This window comes from Micromonospora sp. CA-246542, assembly GCF_050942905.1.
Lineage (GTDB): Bacteria > Actinomycetota > Actinomycetes > Mycobacteriales > Micromonosporaceae > Micromonospora.
In genome coordinates this window covers 271,306-289,892 of the sequence record NZ_CP192040.1, presented here as the reverse complement: position 1 = coordinate 289,892, position 18,587 = coordinate 271,306, and the positions used below count along the sequence as shown (strand labels likewise).

Annotated in this window: 21 protein-coding genes, 1 tRNA gene and 1 pseudogene; 14 read left to right on the top strand and 9 right to left on the bottom strand. The window is 72.4% G+C overall.

Annotation, left to right across the window (positions count from 1 at the left end):
* Genes ACQP0N_RS01445 through ACQP0N_RS01425 form a run of 5 tightly spaced genes read right to left on the bottom strand, consistent with a single transcriptional unit; the run spans nt 1 to nt 4,058 of the window.
* Nucleotides 1-1,371 (bottom strand): sensor histidine kinase, encoded by a 1,371-nt coding sequence (locus ACQP0N_RS01445; protein WP_433116920.1) that lies wholly within the window; start codon nt 1,369-1,371, stop codon nt 1-3.
* A complete protein-coding gene (locus ACQP0N_RS01440) occupies nt 1,368-2,375 on the bottom strand; it encodes a SpoIIE family protein phosphatase (RefSeq protein ID WP_433121356.1) in 1,008 nt (335 codons plus the stop codon). The genes ACQP0N_RS01445 and ACQP0N_RS01440 overlap by 4 nt, the downstream gene beginning before the upstream one ends.
* On the bottom strand, nt 2,372-2,791 hold the full coding sequence (locus ACQP0N_RS01435) for an anti-sigma regulatory factor (protein ID WP_425729187.1): 420 nt from the start codon (nt 2,789-2,791) through the stop codon (nt 2,372-2,374). Before ACQP0N_RS01435 ends, ACQP0N_RS01440 begins: the two co-directional genes overlap by 4 nt.
* Complete coding sequence (locus tag ACQP0N_RS01430; protein ID WP_355048333.1) at nt 2,788-3,198, bottom strand: STAS domain-containing protein; 411 nt, start codon at nt 3,196-3,198, stop codon at nt 2,788-2,790. Before ACQP0N_RS01430 ends, ACQP0N_RS01435 begins: the two co-directional genes overlap by 4 nt.
* On the bottom strand, nt 3,198-4,058 hold the full coding sequence (locus ACQP0N_RS01425; RefSeq protein ID WP_433116917.1) for an STAS domain-containing protein: 861 nt from the start codon (nt 4,056-4,058) through the stop codon (nt 3,198-3,200). Before ACQP0N_RS01425 ends, ACQP0N_RS01430 begins: the two co-directional genes overlap by 1 nt.
* 166 nt (nt 4,059-4,224) lie before the next feature.
* On the opposite strand from ACQP0N_RS01425, the gene ACQP0N_RS01420 reads away from it, so the two are divergent.
* The gene (locus ACQP0N_RS01420; RefSeq protein WP_007454464.1) at nt 4,225-4,581 is read left to right on the top strand and encodes an STAS domain-containing protein; all 357 of its coding nucleotides are present in this window, start codon (nt 4,225-4,227) and stop codon (nt 4,579-4,581) included.
* Between the two features lie 13 nt (nt 4,582-4,594).
* Here ACQP0N_RS01420 and ACQP0N_RS01415 read toward each other — a convergent pair whose 3' ends face one another.
* Nucleotides 4,595-5,869 carry an MFS transporter gene (locus ACQP0N_RS01415; RefSeq protein WP_433116915.1) on the bottom strand — a complete coding sequence of 425 codons (1,275 nt, stop codon included), beginning with the start codon at nt 5,867-5,869 and terminating at the stop codon, nt 4,595-4,597.
* A 50-nt stretch (nt 5,870-5,919) separates the two neighbouring features.
* On the opposite strand from ACQP0N_RS01415, the gene ACQP0N_RS01410 reads away from it, so the two are divergent.
* From ACQP0N_RS01410 to ACQP0N_RS01395, 4 genes are all read left to right on the top strand, one after another.
* Complete coding sequence (locus ACQP0N_RS01410; protein WP_433116913.1) at nt 5,920-6,615, top strand: FadR/GntR family transcriptional regulator; 696 nt, start codon at nt 5,920-5,922, stop codon at nt 6,613-6,615.
* 39 nt (nt 6,616-6,654) lie between these two features.
* On the top strand, nt 6,655-7,128 hold the full coding sequence (gene mscL, locus ACQP0N_RS01405; protein ID WP_433116911.1) for a large conductance mechanosensitive channel protein MscL: 474 nt from the start codon (nt 6,655-6,657) through the stop codon (nt 7,126-7,128).
* Nucleotides 7,129-7,209: 81 nt separating this feature from the next.
* Nucleotides 7,210-7,461, top strand: a complete 252-nt coding sequence (locus ACQP0N_RS01400) for a hypothetical protein (protein ID WP_355048337.1) — start codon at nt 7,210-7,212, stop codon at nt 7,459-7,461.
* Between the two features lie 56 nt (nt 7,462-7,517).
* Complete coding sequence (locus ACQP0N_RS01395) at nt 7,518-7,886, top strand: hypothetical protein (RefSeq protein WP_433116909.1); 369 nt, start codon at nt 7,518-7,520, stop codon at nt 7,884-7,886.
* A gap of 85 nt (nt 7,887-7,971) precedes the next feature.
* Here ACQP0N_RS01395 and ACQP0N_RS01390 read toward each other — a convergent pair.
* A pseudogene (locus tag ACQP0N_RS01390) lies at nt 7,972-9,218 on the bottom strand (benzoate/H(+) symporter BenE family transporter).
* Nucleotides 9,219-9,275: 57 nt separating this feature from the next.
* On the opposite strand from ACQP0N_RS01390, the gene ACQP0N_RS01385 reads away from it, so the two are divergent.
* A complete protein-coding gene (locus ACQP0N_RS01385; RefSeq protein ID WP_433116907.1) occupies nt 9,276-9,836 on the top strand; it encodes a helix-turn-helix domain-containing protein in 561 nt (186 codons plus the stop codon).
* A 7-nt stretch (nt 9,837-9,843) separates the two neighbouring features.
* Here ACQP0N_RS01385 and ACQP0N_RS01380 read toward each other — a convergent pair whose 3' ends face one another.
* Entirely contained in the window at nt 9,844-10,866 is a 1,023-nt protein-coding gene (locus ACQP0N_RS01380; protein WP_433116905.1) for a LuxR C-terminal-related transcriptional regulator, read from the bottom strand.
* 62 nt (nt 10,867-10,928) lie between these two features.
* Here ACQP0N_RS01380 and ACQP0N_RS01375 point away from each other — a divergent pair, with 62 nt between their 5' ends.
* The 7 genes from ACQP0N_RS01375 to ACQP0N_RS01345 all read left to right on the top strand — a co-directional run bounded on the left by ACQP0N_RS01375 (nt 10,929) and on the right by ACQP0N_RS01345 (nt 16,980).
* A complete protein-coding gene (locus ACQP0N_RS01375) occupies nt 10,929-11,648 on the top strand; it encodes a PP2C family protein-serine/threonine phosphatase (protein WP_355048343.1) in 720 nt (239 codons plus the stop codon).
* Between the two features lie 102 nt (nt 11,649-11,750).
* A complete protein-coding gene (locus ACQP0N_RS01370; protein WP_422737777.1) occupies nt 11,751-12,089 on the top strand; it encodes a PadR family transcriptional regulator in 339 nt (112 codons plus the stop codon).
* Nucleotides 12,086-12,931 (top strand): ATP-binding cassette domain-containing protein, encoded by an 846-nt coding sequence (locus ACQP0N_RS01365; RefSeq protein ID WP_433116903.1) that lies wholly within the window; start codon nt 12,086-12,088, stop codon nt 12,929-12,931. The genes ACQP0N_RS01370 and ACQP0N_RS01365 overlap by 4 nt, the downstream gene beginning before the upstream one ends.
* Nucleotides 12,928-13,620: an ABC transporter permease gene (locus tag ACQP0N_RS01360; protein WP_433116901.1), complete on the top strand. Its 693-nt coding sequence runs from the start codon at nt 12,928-12,930 to the stop codon at nt 13,618-13,620. Before ACQP0N_RS01365 ends, ACQP0N_RS01360 begins: the two co-directional genes overlap by 4 nt.
* A gap of 54 nt (nt 13,621-13,674) precedes the next feature.
* Complete coding sequence (locus tag ACQP0N_RS01355; protein WP_433116899.1) at nt 13,675-14,865, top strand: GNAT family N-acetyltransferase; 1,191 nt, start codon at nt 13,675-13,677, stop codon at nt 14,863-14,865.
* Nucleotides 14,866-14,907: 42 nt separating this feature from the next.
* Complete coding sequence (locus ACQP0N_RS01350) at nt 14,908-15,657, top strand: ZIP family metal transporter (protein WP_433116898.1); 750 nt, start codon at nt 14,908-14,910, stop codon at nt 15,655-15,657.
* Between the two features lie 168 nt (nt 15,658-15,825).
* Nucleotides 15,826-16,980 (top strand): hypothetical protein, encoded by a 1,155-nt coding sequence (locus ACQP0N_RS01345; protein ID WP_433121354.1) that lies wholly within the window; start codon nt 15,826-15,828, stop codon nt 16,978-16,980.
* A 79-nt stretch (nt 16,981-17,059) separates the two neighbouring features.
* Here ACQP0N_RS01345 and ACQP0N_RS01340 read toward each other — a convergent pair whose 3' ends face one another.
* Entirely contained in the window at nt 17,060-18,142 is a 1,083-nt protein-coding gene (locus tag ACQP0N_RS01340) for an NAD-dependent epimerase/dehydratase family protein (protein WP_433121352.1), read from the bottom strand.
* A gap of 221 nt (nt 18,143-18,363) precedes the next feature.
* On the opposite strand from ACQP0N_RS01340, the gene ACQP0N_RS01335 reads away from it, so the two are divergent.
* Nucleotides 18,364-18,435 (top strand) — tRNA-Lys (locus tag ACQP0N_RS01335).
* Nucleotides 18,436-18,587 lie beyond the last annotated feature (152 nt).

Here is an 18,587-nt window from a genome sequence, read left to right as displayed (position 1 = left end):
TCACGCTCCGCCGGCGGGCAGGGAGACGGTGAAGGTGCTGCCCCGGCCGGGCTCGCTGGACAGCTGCAGCGTGCCACCGAGCAGGGTCACCAGCCGCCGGGCGTACGGCAGGCCGAGGCCGGTGCCGCCGACCCGGGTCGCGCCGGGCACCTGGTAGAACTCCTCGAAGATCCGGTCGTGCAGCTCGGGGGCGATGCCCGGGCCGGTGTCGGTGACCTCGAAGCGCCACCAGTCGTCGCGGCGTCGGACGCTCAGCCGCACCTCGCCGCGCTCGGTGAACTTCAGCCCGTTGTGCAGCAGGTTGCGCAGCACCTGGCCGAGCAGCACCTCGTCGGTGCGCAGCACGGCCGGCACGGTCGGCTCCTCCACCGTCAGCTCCACCCCGGGTCGGGTGGCCAGCGCCCGCATGGTGCCGCGCAGTTGACCGAAGACCGGTCGCAGGTCCACGTCCGCCCAGTCCGGCTCGATCCGGCCCGATTCGGCCTTGGCGAGGTCCAGCAGTTCGTTGACGAGCCCGAGCAGGTCCTCCGCCGACGAGCGGATGAGGCCGACCTGACGGACCTGTTCGCTGGTGAGAGGGTCGGACGAGGAGTCCGCGAGCAGGCGACCCAGCCCGATGATCGCGGTCACCGGGGCGCGCAGCTCGTGGCTCACGTTCGCCAGGAACCGGCTCTTCGATTCGCTCGCGGCACGCAGTTGGGCCGACTTCTCGTCCAGTTCGGCGTAGAGGGCGACGACCCCCCGGTTGGTCTCCTCCAGCTCCTCGGTGAGCTGGTTGTAGAGCGCCACCACGCCACGGTTGGTCTCGGCCAGTTCCTCGTTGAGCACGGCCAGTTCGTCGCGCTGGCTGCGCACCTCGTCGAGCGCCGCGATGAGCTGGCCGTTCTGCACGGTCAGCTCATCCAGCGCGCTGCCCGGAGCGGTACGGCCGAGTTCGGCATGGAACTCGGCCAGCCGCTCCGGGGTCGGGATCGGCGCGCTCGCCGGGACTCTGCGGGACATCCTTACGACCGTAACCCCCTCGGCGGTCGTCACGCTCAGGGTGTCGACCAGGCGGGACACCGCGCCGGACTGCGGCTCGTACCGGCCGTCGGGCAGCGGCCCCACCGGTGCCAGGTCTGCGCGCAGGTGGAAGCGGCCGTCGGGCCGCCCCTCGAGGTGGAAGGTGACGTCCGCGCCGCCGGTCATCCGGAGCAGGTCCCGGGCGACCTCGCTGAGGGCAGTGGCGATCCGCACCTGGTCCTGGTGTTCGAGGCCCACCACGGCGGCCACCTCGCGGCCACGCTGGCGGATGACGAAGATGTCCTGTTCGACGCGGAGCGCCATCTGCAGCAGCGGCGTGGTGGTCGGCAGGGTCGGGTCGACGCTCATGCCCAGGACCTCGCCACCAGGACGCAGGCGTCGTCGCGCCGCACACCGGCGTCGCGCAGCAGGGTGGCCGCCATCACCAGTGGGGACCGTTCGACGATGCCCGGGTAGTCGGCCATCCGCCAGCGGTCGACGACGCCGTCGCTGTGCATGACGAGTCGGGCACCCGGCCCGAACGGGTAGTCGTAGCCGCGTACCGTCGGCCGCTGGTGCCCGGCGATGCCGGGCAGCGACACGAGCCCGCGGCGTTGGCCATCATCGTCGACGATCACGCCGGAGATGTTGCCGAGCCCCGCGTAGTGCAGCACGCCGGACGCCAGTTCGGCGACCGCGAGCGCCGCGCCGCGGGTGTGCGACATGCTCCGGTGCAGGTGGCTCACCACCGCCGCCGGGGCGCCGGCCGGAGCGTTGCGGAAGGCGGCGAGCGCGGCCTCGGTGGCGGCGGCGGCCAGCGGGCCGTGCCCCAGACCGTCGCTGACGAGCACCTGGTGCCGGCCGTCGACGAGCCGGACGGCGTACCCGTCACCGCTGACCGTCTCGCCGGGGATCGGCCGGGTGAGACCACCGGCCCAGGACGGTGTCGCCGGTTCGGCCGGCCAGACCTGGACGGCGAAGACGGTCCCCTTGCCGGGCAGGGAGTAGCCGTCGAACCAGCTCGCCTGCCGGACGATGGCGCCGAGACCGATGCCGAGCGTGCCGGTGGTGGAGTGCCCGTCCCGGGAGGAGACGGTGAGGTCGGCCATGCCGGGCCCGGAGTCGATGGCGACCATCTCCACGCCGGCCTGCCCGGCGCGGCGGACCGGGCGCAGCAGCAGGACGCCGTTGTCGGCGTGCTTGACGAGGTTGCTGGTCAGTTCGGCGGCCACGATGGCCAGGTCCGCGATGCGGGCCGCACCCAACTCGATCTGCTCGCCGAGGCGTTCCGCGGCGCGTCGTACGGCGCTGGCGGTACTGCCCGCCTCCACCCGGAACCAGATGCCGCTGTCAGTGACCGGGTCCCCGTTCACCTGGCCCACTTGGTGACCGTGATCCGGGTGCCGGTCTCCGCCGATGTCTCGATCTCGAACTCGTCGACCAGCCGGCGGGACCCGCTGAGGCCGAGGCCGAGGCCGCCGCCGGTGGTATACCCGTCGGTCAGGGCCAGGTCGAGGTCGGCGATGCCGGGGCCGGAGTCGGCGAAGACGATCCGCAGGCCCTTGCGTCGGCCGTTGTCCACGGTCGCCACCTCGACGGTACCGCCGCCGCCGTACACCAGGGTGTTGCGGGCCAGCTCGCTCGCCGCCGTGACCACCTTGGTCTGGTCGACAAGCGACAGCTTGACGGCGACCGCCACCGACCGGACCAGTTGCCGGACGCGGACCACGTCCTCGTCGCTGCGGACCGACTGCGCCTGCGGGTGGCCCAGGTCGATGCCCGTGGTCACGGCGTGGCCGTCTCGGCGTCCGGATCGTCGTCGAGCTGGTGATCGAGCTCGTCGGCGTTGGCCGCCGCGATCAGCTCCATGCCGCGCTCGACGTTCAGCGCGGTACGGATGCCGTTCAGCGACAGCCCCAGTTCGACAAGTGTGATGGCGACGGCGGGGCGCATGCCGACCACCACCGTCTCGGCGTCGAGGACCTTCGAGATCGACGCGATGGTGGAGAGCATCCGGCCGACGAACGAGTCGACGATGTCCAGCGCGGTGATGTCGATGATGACGCCGTGGCAGCCGGTGGCCACGATCCGCTCGGCGAGATCGTCCTGGAGCTGGACCGCCGTCTGGTCGGACATGTCGAGCTGGATGGAGACCAGCAGGATGTCACCGATCTTGAGGATCGGTACGCGTTCCATCAGGCGTCCCTGCGGGACTGGCGACGGGCGGACTCGATCCCGGTGAGCCGCAGCACGTGGCGCAGCGCGTCGGCGAGGCTGGCCTTGGTGGCGATGTCGCCGAACTCGATGCCGAGCGCCACGATGGTCTGCGCGATCTGCGGCCGGATGCCGGAGATGATGCAGTCGGCGCCCATCAGCCGGGCGGCCACCACGGTCTTCAGGATGTGCTGGGCGACCTGGGTGTCCACGGCGGGGACGCCGGTGATGTCGATGATCGCGTACGGGGAGCCGGTGTCGACCAGGGTCTGCAGCAGCCGCTCCATGACCACCTGGGCCCGGGCGGAGTCCAGGGTGCCGACCAGCGGGACGGCGACCACGCCCTCCCACAGCTTCACCACCGGGGTGGAGAGTTCGAGCAACTGCTCGGCCTGGTCGGCGATGAGGCTCTCGCGGGTGCGCACGAAGCTCTCGAAGGTGAACAGGCCCAGCTCGTCGACCAGCTTGGAGTAGGCGACGAAGTCGTGCAGCGCATCGGCGGTGCCGGAATTTTGGAGCAGCTCGGCCAGCACGTCCTTGAGCGCGAATACGCTGATCGTCGTCTCGGTGGCGGAGAAGCCCTGCCGGGCCCGCCCCCGGGACAACTCGGAGAGCGTGGCGCGTAGTTCGCCCGTGCTCTCGGCGGACAGGTCGAAGCTGCCCTGCTGGGCGACGCCGACGATGGCCTGATGCAGGTCCTCGACCTGTCGGCGCAGCTCGGCGTGGCTCAGCCGGCCCCGCAGCGAGCCGGCGACGATGTCGGTCCACCGCTGCGTGATCTGCTCGGCGTGGCCGCCCAGCAGCGCGGCCAGCCGACCACTTTCCTCGGCGTTCAACGCCATCGCGAAAACCCCCCTCGACCTGGACCGGCCGGACTCTATCACCGGGGCCTGCACAACTACTTGCTCCGTAGCAATGGAATGACGGGGACCACCGGATGACGGCTCCCGTTCTGCGTACGACCCCGGTCGTGGGATACCGTTCCCCCGATAACAGGAGGTCTGGCGAATGTCCCTGACGGTGCACACGGAACAACGCGGCGACGTGGTCGTCGTGTCGGTGGCGGGCGAGCTGGACATGGCAACCGCACCGCAGTTGCAGGACCAGATCACCGACCTGCTCGACAAGGGCCGCAACCGGCTGGTGTTCGACCTGGCGGACGTCTCGTTCTGCGACTCGACCGGTCTGTCGGTGTTCGTTCGCGCCAAGAACAGCTGTGACGAGGCCGGCGGTGTGGTGCGGTTGGCCGCTCCGCAGCGTGGCGTGCTGCGCATCCTCGAGGTGAGCGGGCTCGTCGAGGTGCTGCACACCTATCCGACGGTGGACGAGGCCGTCGCCGGCGAACCGACTCCGGCGTCCTCCTGACCGCTGTTTCGACCTACTCGTCCTCGACGTAGCGGGGACGGGCGATTGCCATGCCCGCCGCCGTCTGCACGGCGAGCGCGGCCAGCAGGAATCCGATCGGCGCCGTCCAGCCGCCGGTGATCTCGTAGAGGATGCCGACCGACAGCGGGCCGAGGGCGGCGATCACGTACCCGGTGCTCTGCGCGAAGGCCGAGAGCGCGACGGTCCCGTCGGCGGTACGCGCGCGCAGACCGATCGTCGTGAGGATCAGCGGGAACGCGCCCTGGCCGAGCGCCAGCAGGGTCACCCAGAGCAGCGCGCCGCCGTGCGGTGCCAACGCCAGCCCCAGGTAGGCCAACGCCGACGCGCCGGTCAGGCCGAACACCAGCGGGCGCAGGGTGGCGAGCCGGCCGGCGAGGGTGGGCATCAGCAGCGCGATCGGCACGCCGAGCGCGGTCACCCCGGCGAGCAGCAGCCCGGCCGACTCGGGCCGGTAGCCGGCGTCGCGGAACAGTTGGGCCAACCAACCCATGATGGCGTACCCGCTGAGCGACTGCGCCCCGAAGTAGATCGCCATGGCCCAACCCAGCCGCGTCCGCGCCGGCCGGACCCGCGCGGCGACGGCCGCCGTCGGGGTCGCGCGCCGCGCGCCCCGGCGGGTCCGCAGCGCCAGCGGCACCCACGGGAGTACGGCCACCGCGGCCAGCCCGGCCCAGACGCCCAGCCCGGCCCGCCAGGACCCGAAGGCGTGCGCGATCGGCACGGCGGAGGCCGCGGCCACCGTCGTGCCCAGGGTCAACGCCATGGTGTACGCCCCGGTGACGAGGCCGGTCCGGTGGCCGAAGTGCTGCTTGACGAGCATGGGCAGCAGGATGTTGGCGACCGCGATGCCGGCCAGTGCCAACGCGCTGGTGAGCACGAAGATCCAGGCCGAGTCGGTGGCGGCCCGGAGCACCTGGCCGACGGCCAGGACGATCATGGCGACCACCAGTACCCGCGCCGGGGCGACCCGGCGGACCAACCACGGGGTGAGCGCGCCGAGGCCGGCGAACGCGATGGTCGGCAGGGTGGTGACCAGCCCGGCCATGACGCCGGAGAGCCCCAACCCGGCACGGATCTCGTCGAGCAGGGCACCGAGGCTGGTGACCGCCATGCGCAGGTTCAGCGCGACCAGCAGCATCCCGACCAGCACCAGCGCGCCACCGGTCAACGGGTGCGTCCGCCGGGCCGTGGATTCGCGCGTCGGGTGGGTGTCGACGGCGAGGACGGGTGCGGGCAGGGCCGGAGCGGCGGCGGCTGGCGGGGTCATGACCTCTAACCTACAATCATGGGATGAATTATGGGCCGGTGATGTAACCAGTGCCACCGTCGGTCGATTCCCCCGCCGCGCAGCCAGCCGTGCCTCCCCGGGGGCACCGGGTCCGCCAGACCATCGAGCAGCTCCGGGCCCGGATCCTCGGCGGCGAGTGGCCGGTGGGCGGCCGCATCCCCACCGAGCCACAGTTGGTCGCCGCGCTGGGCGTCGGTCGCAACACGGTCCGCGAGGCCGTCCGCGCCCTCGTGCACGCCGGGGTGCTGGAGTGCCGGCAGGGCTCGGGCACCTACGTGGTGTCCACCGACGAACTGGCCCCGGTGGTGGCCCGTCGACTGGGCGACGACCGGATGACCGAGGTCATCGAGGTACGCCGTGCGTTCGAGGTGGAGGCGGCCCGACTCGCCGCGCTGAGGCGTACACCGCAGGACCTGGCGGCGCTGGACGGCGCGCTCGCCGACCGCGAGGCGGCCTGGCGCGGCGGCCGGGTCGACGCGTTCGTGGAGGCCGACGCGGCGCTGCACGTCGCGGTGGTCGCCGCCGCGCACAACGCGATGCTCGCCGAGCTGTATGCCTCCTTCGGTGCCGCCCTGCGCAGCACCGTCGCCCAGGCGATGGGTGACGCGCTCACGCCCGAGCGCTACGTCGACCACACCCGGCTGGTCGAGGCGATCCGGGCCGGCGACGCGGGCCGGGCGGCGATCGAGGCCGGTGCTTTTCTGGAGCCGGCCGACGGGGCATAGGTTGTCCGCGACGGAAAACCGGACACCTCGGGAGTACGGATGCTCAAGGGCTTCAAAGACTTCATCATGCGCGGCAACGTCGTCGATCTGGCGGTCGGTGTCGTCATCGGCGCCGCGTTCACGGGCGTGGTCACCCAGCTGACCAAGTCGTTCCTCGACCCGCTGATCCGGGTCTTCGTGCTTCTCATCACCGGCAGCGACAAGGGCCTCGCCGGGACGGCCCCGAAGTTCCGTGGCATCGAGTTCGACTGGATCGCCTTCGTCAACGCGGTGATCACCTTCCTGCTGACCGCTGCGGCGCTCTACTTCCTGGTCGTCTACCCGATGAACCGGCTGGCCGAGCGGCGTAAGCGGGGCGAGGAGCCGCCGCCCTCGGCCCCCAGCGAGGAGGTCAAGCTGCTCACCGAGATCCGGGACGCCCTGGTCTCCGCCGGTCACACGACCCCGGGCCAGCAGCGTGGGGCGCTTGACGACGTGCTGGGTCGCCGGACGGAACCGCCGACGCAGCGCTGACCCACACGGATGCACATCGGCCCCTGCGGGATTCCCGCAGGGGCCGCATCTTCTCGTACGTGTGTTCGATAGAGTCCGGCCATGGAGCAGCGGAAGCACTGGTGGAACGGGAAGTGGGGGCGGCTGGCCCGGCGGGACGTCTTCCTCCGGGTGGACGCCGATCGGTGGCACGTCGAGCAGCGGGCCGGCGGCGCCGAGGGCATTTCCCGGTTCTACGAGTACGGCAGCGCGGACGAGGCCGAGGAGACGGTGCGGGCGCTGCTCGACGGCACGGACACCTGGCGGGAGCTGTCTCCCCGCCCACCGGGCGGCTGGACCCTCCCGAACGGCTGAGCGCGCGGCTCCGGAGGCGGCGTTTAGCGGCGGGCCGCCTCGGGAACCGCTGAGAGATGGACCAGCAGGACGCGCAGCAGGCGACCATCTCGCGGATCACCACCGGGATGCCGGTGATCGACGTGGCCGGCACCGAGGTCGGCACCGTGGACCTCGTCCAGCGGGGCGACCCGAACGCGGTGACCGTGCAGACGCCCACCGCCGACCCGGGCAGCAGCCTGGACGAGCTGATCGAGGCGACGGCGGTCGAGGAGCCGGACGTGCCGGCCGACCTGGCGGCGCGTCTGCTGCACACCGGCTACCTGAAGGTCGCCACCGAGTCGGCCGACGGGGCCGTGTACGTCCCGGCCGACCGGATCGGCTCGGTGGCCGACGGCCGGGTCCTCCTCGCCGTGGGCATGGCCGACCTGCCTCGCGAGGAGTGACCCCGTCACCCTGATCGACTCGGCTTCATGCAAACAGCGGCATCACCGCGGCCCGGACACCCCGCCTTTCACGAACGCGAGTGGATCAAGCCGGGAGCCGTGGTGCTGGCTCGGTCGAACTCTCCGACGAGGGCGGGACTGGCGCGGGCGGGACTGGCGCGGGCGGGACGGCCGCGGCCGGGCGGCGGCGGAAGAGCAGCAGCATCAGGCAGCCGGCGATCAGCCCCCAGAACGCGCCTCCCACGCCGACCAGCGTCACTCCGGACGCGGTCACCACGAAGGTGACCACGGCGGCCTCGCGGGTCTGCGGATCGGTCACCGCCGCCGCGAGCGCGGTAGCGAGCGCGCCCAGCAGGGCCAACCCCGCGACGGCCTCGATGAGGATCGGCGGCGCGACCGCGACCAGGGCCGTGGCGACGCCCGCGCCCAGCCCGAGCAGGGCGAGCCCGACGCCGGCGGTGACCGAGGCGACCCACCGACGCTCCCGGTCCGGGTGCGCGTCGGGGCCGGCGGCCAGCGCGGCGGTGATCGCCGCGAGGTTCACGGCGTGTCCGCCGGCGGGGCGGCCAGCAGGCTGGCGAGCCCGGTGGCGCGCAGGGCGGCGCCGAACGGCGGCCGGTAGCCGTAGCCGACCAGCACCGCCATGCCCGGTACGTTCTGCGCCGCCATCGTGACCAGGAACAGCGGAAGGGCCAACCCGACCAGCGCGGACACGTTCCAGGCCGGCACGGTCAGGGTGACCGACGGGATCAGCGCGGTGCTGCCGATCAGCCCGTCCGGCGGCGCGGTCAGCGCGAGCGCCACCACGGCCACCAGCAGCGCCCCGGGCACCGCCCAGCGGCGGGCGAACCGGTGCAGCAGCAGCCAGCCGGCCACCACCGGACCGGCCACCAGGGGCAGCTCGACGAGCGCCCGGACCGGTGCGGTGCACAGTGGCAGCAGCACTCCGGCGAGCATCGCGCCGGCCACCGGCTTGGGGATGGCGGCCACCGCCCGGCTCAGCGGCGGGAAGAGACCGGCCGCGACGATCAGCAGCCCGGAGACGAGGAACGCGCCCACCGCGACCGGCCAGCCTCCGGGCGGCGGCCCGGTCGCCACCAGCAGGGCCGCGCCCGGCGTCGACCAGGCGACGCTCATCGGGATGCGGTGCCGCCAACCCAGCCAGGCGGCGGCGAGCCCGCACGCCACGCAGAGGGCGAGCAGGCCGGAGGCGGCCTGCGCGTCCGACGCGCCGACCGCGCGGAGCCCGGCCAGCACGACGGTGAACGAGCTGGCGAAGCCGACCAGCGCGGTCACCACGCCGGCCAGCACCGGTTGCGCACGCCCGCCCATGCCACCACCCTCCGAGCGTTCCGTTTACGGAACGGCAGCGTGTAGCACGATAGCCGGATGCCGCAGCAACCACCAGTGGGCCGACCGGGCCTCGACGTGGACCCCGCCATCGTCGGTCGGCGCGTACGCGCCCTGCGCGAGGAGCGGGAGATCTCGCTGTCCACACTGGCCCGGCGCGCCGGCATCGGAAAGGCGACCCTGTCCGGCCTGGAGAACGGCACCCGCAACCCGACCCTGGAGACGCTCTGGGCCGTCACCGCGCAGCTCGGCGTACCGTTCACCGCCCTGCTCGCCGATCCGGCCCCCGGGCCCGTCGCGCACGGCACCGCCGTCACCGCCACCCTGCTGGAGGTGTTCACCGACACCGACGCGACCTACGAGCTGTACCGGATGCGCGTCGCACCGGGCGTCGTGCAGACGTCCCCCGCCCACCAGCCGGGCGTCACCGAACACATCACCGTCTTCGGCGGAGTGCTGCGGGCCGGCCCGGCCGACGCGCCACTGACCGCCCCGGCCGGCGGTCACCTCCGCTGGGTCTCCGACGTGCCGCACACATACGCGGCGGTGGGCGACGAGGAGGTCGCCGCGAGCCTGCTGCTGCGCTACCCCCGCCGCTGAGCCTGACTCAGTCCACCGGGGCGGGGACCGGCATCCGCCGGCGTACCGCCCAGAGCGCCACCTCGGTCCGCGACGCCGAGCCGGTCTTGCGCAGCAGGTTCGACACGTGCACGGTGACCGTCCGCACCGAGATGCCGAGCGCCTTCGCGACCTGCTTGTTCGACATACCGCTGACCAGGCAGCCCAGCACCTCGACCTCCCGGGCGGTCAACTCCACGTCGACCGCCTCGACCGGGCCGAGCGGCGTACGCGGTCCGGGCAACCGTCGCAGCAACGCGTCCGGCCCCTCACCGGCGTACGCGGCCAGCAGCTCGGTCAACGCGTACGGATTGCCGCCGGTGTGTCGCCAGACCGAGGTGACCAGCCGGTCCGACGGCCGCGCGCCCTCGTACACCTGGGCCAGCACCTCGGCGACCTCGGCCGGGCGCAGCGGACCCAGATGCTGGCGGACGACGCCGCGTACCCCGCAGAGGCGGGCCAACGCGCGGCGGGTGAGGTCCGGGGCCACCGCGTCGGCGGCCGGCCGGCTGGCGACGATCAGCAGCGCCGGCAGCTCGGCCACGGTGGCCAGCTCACCGACCAGGTTGACGCTGGCCGGGTCGAGTGCGTGCAGGTCGTCCACGACCAGCACCGCCGGGCCGGCGCCGACCAGCAACTGGACGGTACGGACGGCGAGGCGCAGCAGGGTGCCCGGCGCGTACCGCTCGCGCGGCGCGGTGGGCTGCTGGGCGAGCCACGCCAGCGCGTCCGGCGGAAGGGCGAGCGAGCCGGTGTCGCGGCCGGTGAGCACCGCCGCCAACCAGTCGTACGGGGCCGGGCCGTGCACCCGGGCGGCGCCCGAGAGCACCACGGACGGACGCGGCGTGAGGGCGTCCACCGCGGCGGCGACCAGCAGACTCTTGCCCACGCCGGCCGCGCCGGTGAGCACCGCGACGGTCGGCGCGCGCCGCTCGGCGGCTGCCACGGACGACCACGCCCGGTCGAGCTCGGCGAGCTCGCCGGCGCGTCCGACCATGGACACCGGCATCATTTCTCAACCCTACGCAGTAGTGCGTAGAGACGAAGGCGGGGTGTTCTTGGCAAGCTGACACCATGACGCTGATCCTCCGCTCGGCCATCCTCAACGACATCGGCCTGGTCCGCACCAACAACGAGGACTCCGCCCTCGCCGGTGACCGCCTGATCGCCGTCGCCGACGGCATGGGTGGCCTGCCCGCGGGTGAGGTGGCGAGCGAGATCGTGATCCGGATCCTGGACGAGCTGACGCCACCCACCGAACCGGACGCGGCCGCGGACGCCCTGCGTGCCGTGGTCAGCACCGCCAACCAGCGCATCCACGCCGCGATCACCGTGGACCCGGCGCGGGAGGGGATGGGCACCACGCTCACCGCCGCGCTGCTGGCCGGCGAGACGCTGGTGCTGGCCCAGGTCGGTGACTCCCGCTGCTACCTGCTGCGCGACGGGGAGCTGACCCAGCTCACCCGGGACGACACGTTCGTGCAGGCGCTCGTCGACCAGGGCACCCTCTCCCCCGACCAGGCCCGGCACCACCCGCAGCGCTCCCTGGTGACCCGGGCCGTGCAGGGCGCGGACACCCCGCCGGCGGTCGGTGTGCTCACCGTGGTCCCCGGCGACCGGCTGCTTCTGTGCAGCGACGGGCTCTCCGACTACGTCGAGGAGAACGACATCGCGGCGGCGTTGGGCATGTACTCCGATCGCCAGCAGTGCGGCGAGCAGTTGGTGAAGCTGGCCCACCATGCCGGCGCTCCGGACAATGTGACGGTCGTCGTCTCGGACGTCACCACCCGCTGACCGATCCGGCCCGCTCGACGGTTCCACGAGGCCGCCCGATCGGGTCCGGTCGCCTTAACTAGGTGGTTGTGCCATCTAGGTTGCGGCGCTAGTGTCCCGGCTGTGGATTCCGACCGGCGCGGGCAGTGGCTGCGGGGGGTGCTCGACATCTGCGTCCTGGCCCTGTTGGCCGAACGCGAGTCCTACGGCTACCAACTCGCCCAGGCGCTCGATGCGGCGGGCGTCGGGCCGATCCAGGGCGGCACGCTCTACCCCGTCCTGCTGCGCCTCCAGAAGACCGGTCTGGTGACCGCCCAGTGGCGGGAGGGCACCGCCGGGCCGGCCCGCAAGTACTACCGGCTCACCGACGACGGACAGGTGGCGCTGCGCGAAGGCGGCAGCGCCTGGCTCACCTTCGTGCGGCCGGTGAACGACATCGTCACGAAGGGGGTTGCCGGGTGAACGCCAACGACTGGCTCCGGACATTCGCCGCCGAGCTGCACCAGCGCCGGGTCGCGGCGGACGCCGCCCGGCACGTGGTCGCCGAGGCCGCCACACACCTGCGCGACTCCGGCGGTGATCCCTGGGTCGTCTTCGGTCCACCCCAGCAGTACGCGGGCGCGATCGTGGAGAGCATCGGCACCGCGCCCGGGCCACGCCCCGGACCGGTCCGGCTGCACGCGGCGGGCATCACCAAACGGTACGGCCGGCAGACGGTGCTGCGGGACGTCTCGCTGACCGTCCGGGCCGGACAGATCGCGGCGGTGGTCGGCGCGAACGGCTGCGGCAAGAGCACCTTCCTACGGATCTGCGCCGGGCTGATGTCGCCCGACGACGGCGAGGTGACCGTCAGCGGTCGGCTCGGCTTCTGCCCGCAGTCCGGCGGCACCTCCGACTTCCTGCTCGCCGACGAGCACTTCGTGCTGGTCGGCGCCGGCCAGGGCGTCGCCCGTGGACCGGCCCGCCGCGCCGGCCGTGCGGCGGCCCGACAGCTCGGCTGGGAGGCGGGCGGCACCGTGCAGGCCCGGCACCTCTCCGGCGGCACACGGCAGAAGCTCAACCTGACCATCTCCACCCTCAGCGAGCCGGACGTCCTGTTGCTCGACGAGCCGTACCAGGGCTTCGACCAGGGCACCTACGTCAACTTCTGGGATCAGCTCAGCCGGTTGCGGGACGGGGGCGCGGCGATCGTCGTGGTGACCCACCTGCTCAACCAACTCGACCGGGTGGACACCGTGCTCGACCTGACCCCGGCACACCAGTCCGGGCGGGTCGCGCCCGGTGTTCGAGGAGGCCGCCCGTGAACAGGCTCGTCACCGTCGCCGAGATGACGCTACGGGAGCTGCTGCGGCGTCGGGGCGTACTCCTGCTGCTGTTGTTGATGCCGTTGACCTTCTACCTGATCCGACGGGACGCGTACCTCGGTCAGTCGGTCCGGTCGCTGCTGCTCGGCGTCTGCTGGGCGGTGAGCACCGCGGCGCTCTTCGCGACCACCGCGGCGCGGGAGTTGGAGCCGAGGCTCCGACTGGCCGGCTACCGTCCGCACCACCTCTACCTGGGCCGGATGCTCGGCCTGTGGGCGGTGGGGCTCGTCATCTCCGTACCCTTCTTCCTCCTGCCGATGCTCGACGGCGCGGACCTGCGCTACGGCGGCCTGGTCGCGGCGCTGCTGTGCTGCGTCGCGGTGGCCGCGCCGTTCGGGGTGCTGATCGGCACGCTGCTGCCCCGCGAGATGGAGGGCACGCTGCTGCTCCTCACGGTGGTGACCGTGCAGATGCTCATCGACCCGGCCGAGTCGGGGGCGAGGTTGACGCCGTTCTGGTCGAGCCGGGAGATCGCGACCTGGGCGGTGGACCACACCGACGACGGTTACCTGACCCGGGGTGTGCTGCACGGCCTGGCCGTCACCGCCCTGCTGGTCGTGGGCGTGGCCACCGTGGCGAGTGTGCGACTGCGCCGCCGCCGGCACCTGCGCCACCTGCCCGTCGGCTGAGCGGATCTGGTCAATCCGGTTGCTGTCGCAGGCCGTGCGGGTTGAGATGAGCGGATGACCATCCGCCGGGTGACCGCCGACGACCGTCTCACCACCAGCTTCCCGCTGGCCGCGTACGCGTTCGAGTCGTCACCGCTGGGCGCCGCCCGGGTCGAGCAGTTCCGTGACTACCTGCCCTACAACGAGGGCAACACGACGCTCACCGTCGAGGAGGACGGCGTCACGCTCGCCGCCACCTCGGCCATCCCCATGCGGCAGAACCTGCGCGGGGTGGTCCTGCCGATGGCCGGCGTCGCCAGTGTGGCCACCCATCCGCTGGCCCGCCGGCAGGGGCACGTACGGACGCTGCTGCACCAACTGCTCGACGAGATGCGCGACGAGGGGCACCCGCTCAGCGCGCTCTACCCGTTCCGACCCAGCTTCTACGCCCGGTTCGGCTATGTGGGGCTCCCCAAGCCGCGCACGGTCACCTTCACCCCGGCCGACCTCGGGCCGCTGCTGCGCGCCGAACTCCCCGGCGAGGTGGGCTGGGAGCGGATCGGGGCGGGCTACCCGGCGTGGCGCGCGTTCACCGAGCGCTGTCTGCGGGACCGGCACGGCTTCTCGCTCTTCCCGGACTACCGGGCGGTCGGGCTGCGGGACCGCGACGAGCACTGGCTCCTCACCGCCCGGGTGGACGGCGAGGTCACCGGCGCGGTCACCTACCGGATCGACGAGTACGGCGGCACGCTGCACGGCAACGAACTGCTCGCCACCGACCCGCTCGCCCGGATGCTGCTGTTGCAGTTCCTCGCCCGGCACGTCGACCAGGTCGGACGGGTCAGCGTCCAGGTGCCGCCGGACGAGCTGCCCGAGCTGTGGCTCACCGACCTGGACGTGCACGTCGAGGTACGGGCGGGCCGCCCCGGGGCGTCCGCGCCGATGGCCCGGCTCCTGTCGCTGGACGCGCTGCGCGGGCTGCCCGCCGGGCCGGGTCGGGTCCGCGTCGAGCTGACCGGCGACCGGTGGCTGGCCGGCAACCACCTGCTGGACGGCACGACCGGCATCCTGGAGATCGTTGCCGGCGACAGCGGGCCGGCGGCGACGGCGACGCTCACCGCGGCCGGGCTCTCCGCCCTGGCGTACGGGGTGCTGGACCCGTCCGAGCTGCCGTTGCGAGGGCTGGGCGAGGTGCCGGTCGACGCCGCCGCCGAGCTGCGTGGCATCTTCCCGCGCGCGGTGCCGTACCTCTTCGCCGACTTCTGAGCACGGTTTGCCGCCCCCACCACCCGGGGTACGGTCCCGGGAATGCCGGAGTGGTTGCAGGCGGGCGGATGGGGACTGCTGGCCGGGTCGGCGCTGCTGATCGGGGCGGCGGTCGGCTGGTTCGCGCGGGTGCCCCAGCGACTCATCGCGTCGGTCATGGCGTTCGGCGCGGGCGTGCTGCTCTCCGCCGTCTCGTACGAGCTGATCGAGGTCGCGCACGACCAGGGCGGCATGCTGCCCACCGTGATCGGCGCGGCCGGCGGCACGTGCGCGTACACCCTCGCCAACGTGGGCCTCGCCCGGCGCGGCGCGCGGAACCGCAAGCGCTCGGGCGGTCAGCAGCCCTCCGAGGGCGAGCAACCCGGCTCCGGATCGGCCATCGCCGTGGGGGCGCTGCTGGACGGCGTACCCGAATCGGTCGTGATCGGCGCGAGCCTGCTGGCCGGCGGTGCGGTCAGCCTGGTCACGGTCGTGGCGGTGTTCCTCAGCAACATCCCGGAGGGGCTGTCCAGCGCGGCCGGCATGCGCCAGGCCGGCCGGACCCGCCGGTACGTGTTCCTGCTGTGGACCGGGATCGCCCTGATCAGCGGGCTCGCCGCGCTGGTCGGCAACACGCTGCTGGGTGGCGCGCCACCGGAGGTGCTGGCCGCCATCACGGCGTTGGCCGCCGGGGCGATCCTCGCCATGATCACCGACACGATGGTCCCGGAGGCGTTCGAGAACGCCCACCTGCTGGTCGGTCTCATCACGGTCGCCGGCTTCCTGACCGCGTTCGCCCTCTCCCACAGCTGACCACCACACGCCGCGTCGCCCAGCGACCGCCGGCGTTGCTGAGCGGTGTTGGCGTGCGGGGCGTTGCTCAGCGGCGCTGTCCTGCGGGGCGTTGCTTAGCAGCGCATTAAACCGGCACGGCGGATTCGGCGGCGCGGCGTCACGGCTCCTAGAGTCATCGGCGTGCGCATGACGTCGCTTGCCGCCCTGCTCGTCCTCGGTGTCGCCACCGCGACCCTGCCCGCGTGCGCGTCCGGCGAGCCGACGCCGACCGTCACGCCGTCCGCCTCGCCGCAGGCCGTGGCGACCGGCGACCAGGACGTCGTGCCGGCGGGACGCGACGGTCTCGGCGGTCCGGGGGCCAGCGCCAGCCCGAAGCCCGTCGCGAAGGTCGCCCCGGCCGGCAATCCGAACGGCCACGCGAGCGTGCCCACCGAGGCCCGTGCCGTGGACACCTCGAAGCCGACCCGGACCATCGGCACCGGCACCCCCGCGAGCTGCACCTCAGCGGCCGTGGTGAAGGCGGTCGCCGCCGGCGGGGTCATCACCTTCGACTGTGGACCCGCCCCGGTGACGATCAAGATGGCCGCGACCGCGAAGGTCCGCAACGCCAACGGGCCGAAGGTCGTGCTTGACGGCGGCGGGAAGGTCACGCTCAGCGGCCAGGGACAACGCCGCATCCTCTACCTGAACACCTGTGACGAGGCCCAGGGCTGGACCACCTCGCACTGCCAGAACCAGGACCACCCGCAGCTCACCGTGCAGAACCTGACCTTCGCCGACGGCAACTCCACGGGCGACAGGGCCGAAGGTGGCGGCGGGGGCGCGATCTTCGTCCGTGGCGGGCGACTGAAGATCGTCAACTCACGCTTCGTCCGGAACCGCTGCGACCGTACCGGCCCGGACCTGGGCGGCGCGGCCGTGCGGGTGCTGAGCCAGTACGAGAACAAGCCGGTGTACGTCGTGAGCAGTACCTTCGACGGCGGCTCCTGCTCGAACGGAGGGGCGCTGAGCAGCATCGGCGTGTCGTGGACGGTGCTGAACAGCCTGCTGCGGAACAACGAGGCCATCGGCAACGGCGCCAACCCGGCCAAGTCGGGGACGCCCGGCGGTGGCAGCGGCGGCGCGATCTACTGCGACGGCAACGAGTTCGCCGTCCGCATCGCCGGCACGATCATTGAGAACAACAGGGCCAACGAGGGCGGCGGTGCGATCTTCTTCGTCAGCAACAACCGCACCGGCACCATGAAGATCGAGAGTTCGACCCTGCGCCGCAACCCCAGCGGCAAGTTCGAGACCCCCGGCCACCCCGGCATCTTCTTCCTGGGCGCGGCGCTGAGCTGACTCCCGGTCTTTTTGGTGCGGTGATCAAGAGGTTTGCGTCAGATTCCGTCCGTCTGGTGACGCGAACCTCTTGATCACCTCAGTAGGGATTCCCCTGGCCCGGCGGACGGCCCGCCAGGAGGCCGGTGGGGCGGCCGGACTGCTGGGCTGCGGCGGACAGGGGCGGGCTGGGGGTGTGTTCGCCACCGGCCATGCCGGCGAACAGCTCCTTCAGCGCGGTCAACGCGTCGATCTTGGGAGTCCAGCCCAGTTCGGTCTCCGCCCGCTCGCTGGACATCAGCGGCGCGTTCAGCCCCAGCTCGACCCAGCCCGCGTCGACCGGTTGCAGCCGCGCCCGCCACGTCAGGGCCGCCGCCACCCGCAGCACCGGCGCCGCGACCGGCACCGTCCAACCATGGAAGTGCCGAGCCACCAGCTCCGGAGTCAGCACCGGGTCCGCGGCGACATTGAAAGCGCCGCGCGCATCACCCAGAACCGCCCTGGCGTACGCGTCAGCCACATCGTCGGCATGCACCGCCTGCATCCGCAGCCGCCGGTTCGTGGGTACGAGAGGAATTCGGCCGAAGCGCAACAGTCGTACCGGCGCGAACGGGCCGAGAAAGTACCGGGTGATCTCCATGCCGGCGTCCCTCTGGAAGATCAAACCGGGTCGCAGCCGCACCACCCGCAGGGCCGGATGCTCCCGCTCCAACCCGTTCAGCAGTGCCTCGACCTCGGCTTTGTGCTCGCTGTACGACGAGCCGGACACCCCGGTGGCCGGCCACCGCTCGCTGATCGGGTGGTCCTTCGGTCCGGGCGCGTACGTGCCGACCGACGACGCGTACACCAGCGCCGGCACCCCGGCCCGTGCCACCGCGTCGAACACCGCCCGGCTGCCGTCGACGTTCGTCCGCCGCAGGATCCGTTGATCGTGGCTGGGTTGGATCTGCCAGGCCAGGTGCACCACCGCGTCCGCGCCCGCGAAGATCTCGGCCAACTGGGCCGGAGCAGTCGGCGCGCCGATGTCGCAGGAGTGCCACTCCACCTGGTCGTACGGCGTACCGGCATCCGGTCCGGGCAGCCGCCGGGCCACCCCGGCCAGCTCCACACCGCGCTCCCGGCGCAACCGCCGCAGCACCGCCGTACCGACGTTGCCGCTCGCCCCCACCACCACGATCCGCATGTCCGACCCCGTACCCGTCCAGGACCAGCTCAACCACCGAGTGTCCCGGCGCGGGCTGCTTGATCGACTCGGCTTCCGGGAAACCGGGGTGTCCCGGGCGCCCTGATGCCCCGCCTTCCCGGAAGTCGAGTCGATCAAGGGCGAAGTGCTCTGACGAGGCATCGACGGCCGGCCGGAAGCCGAGAGCCGGCATCGCTGACTGTCAGGTAACCTGAGCGCGCGGGCCGCTAGCTCAATGGCAGAGCTGTGGACTTTTAATCCATAGGTTCAGGGTTCGAGTCCCTGGCGGCCCACTCACACGCAGGTCAGCGACACTTAGGGACCGCTGTGGCCGCGCGTCGGGCCGGTACGGCAGATGCCAATCGTGCCGACTTCGATGGCGGTCCTGGCCGCGAGCTGCCGTGTCGCTCATGCCGTCCGCCCAACCGCTCTTTCAACGGCCCGA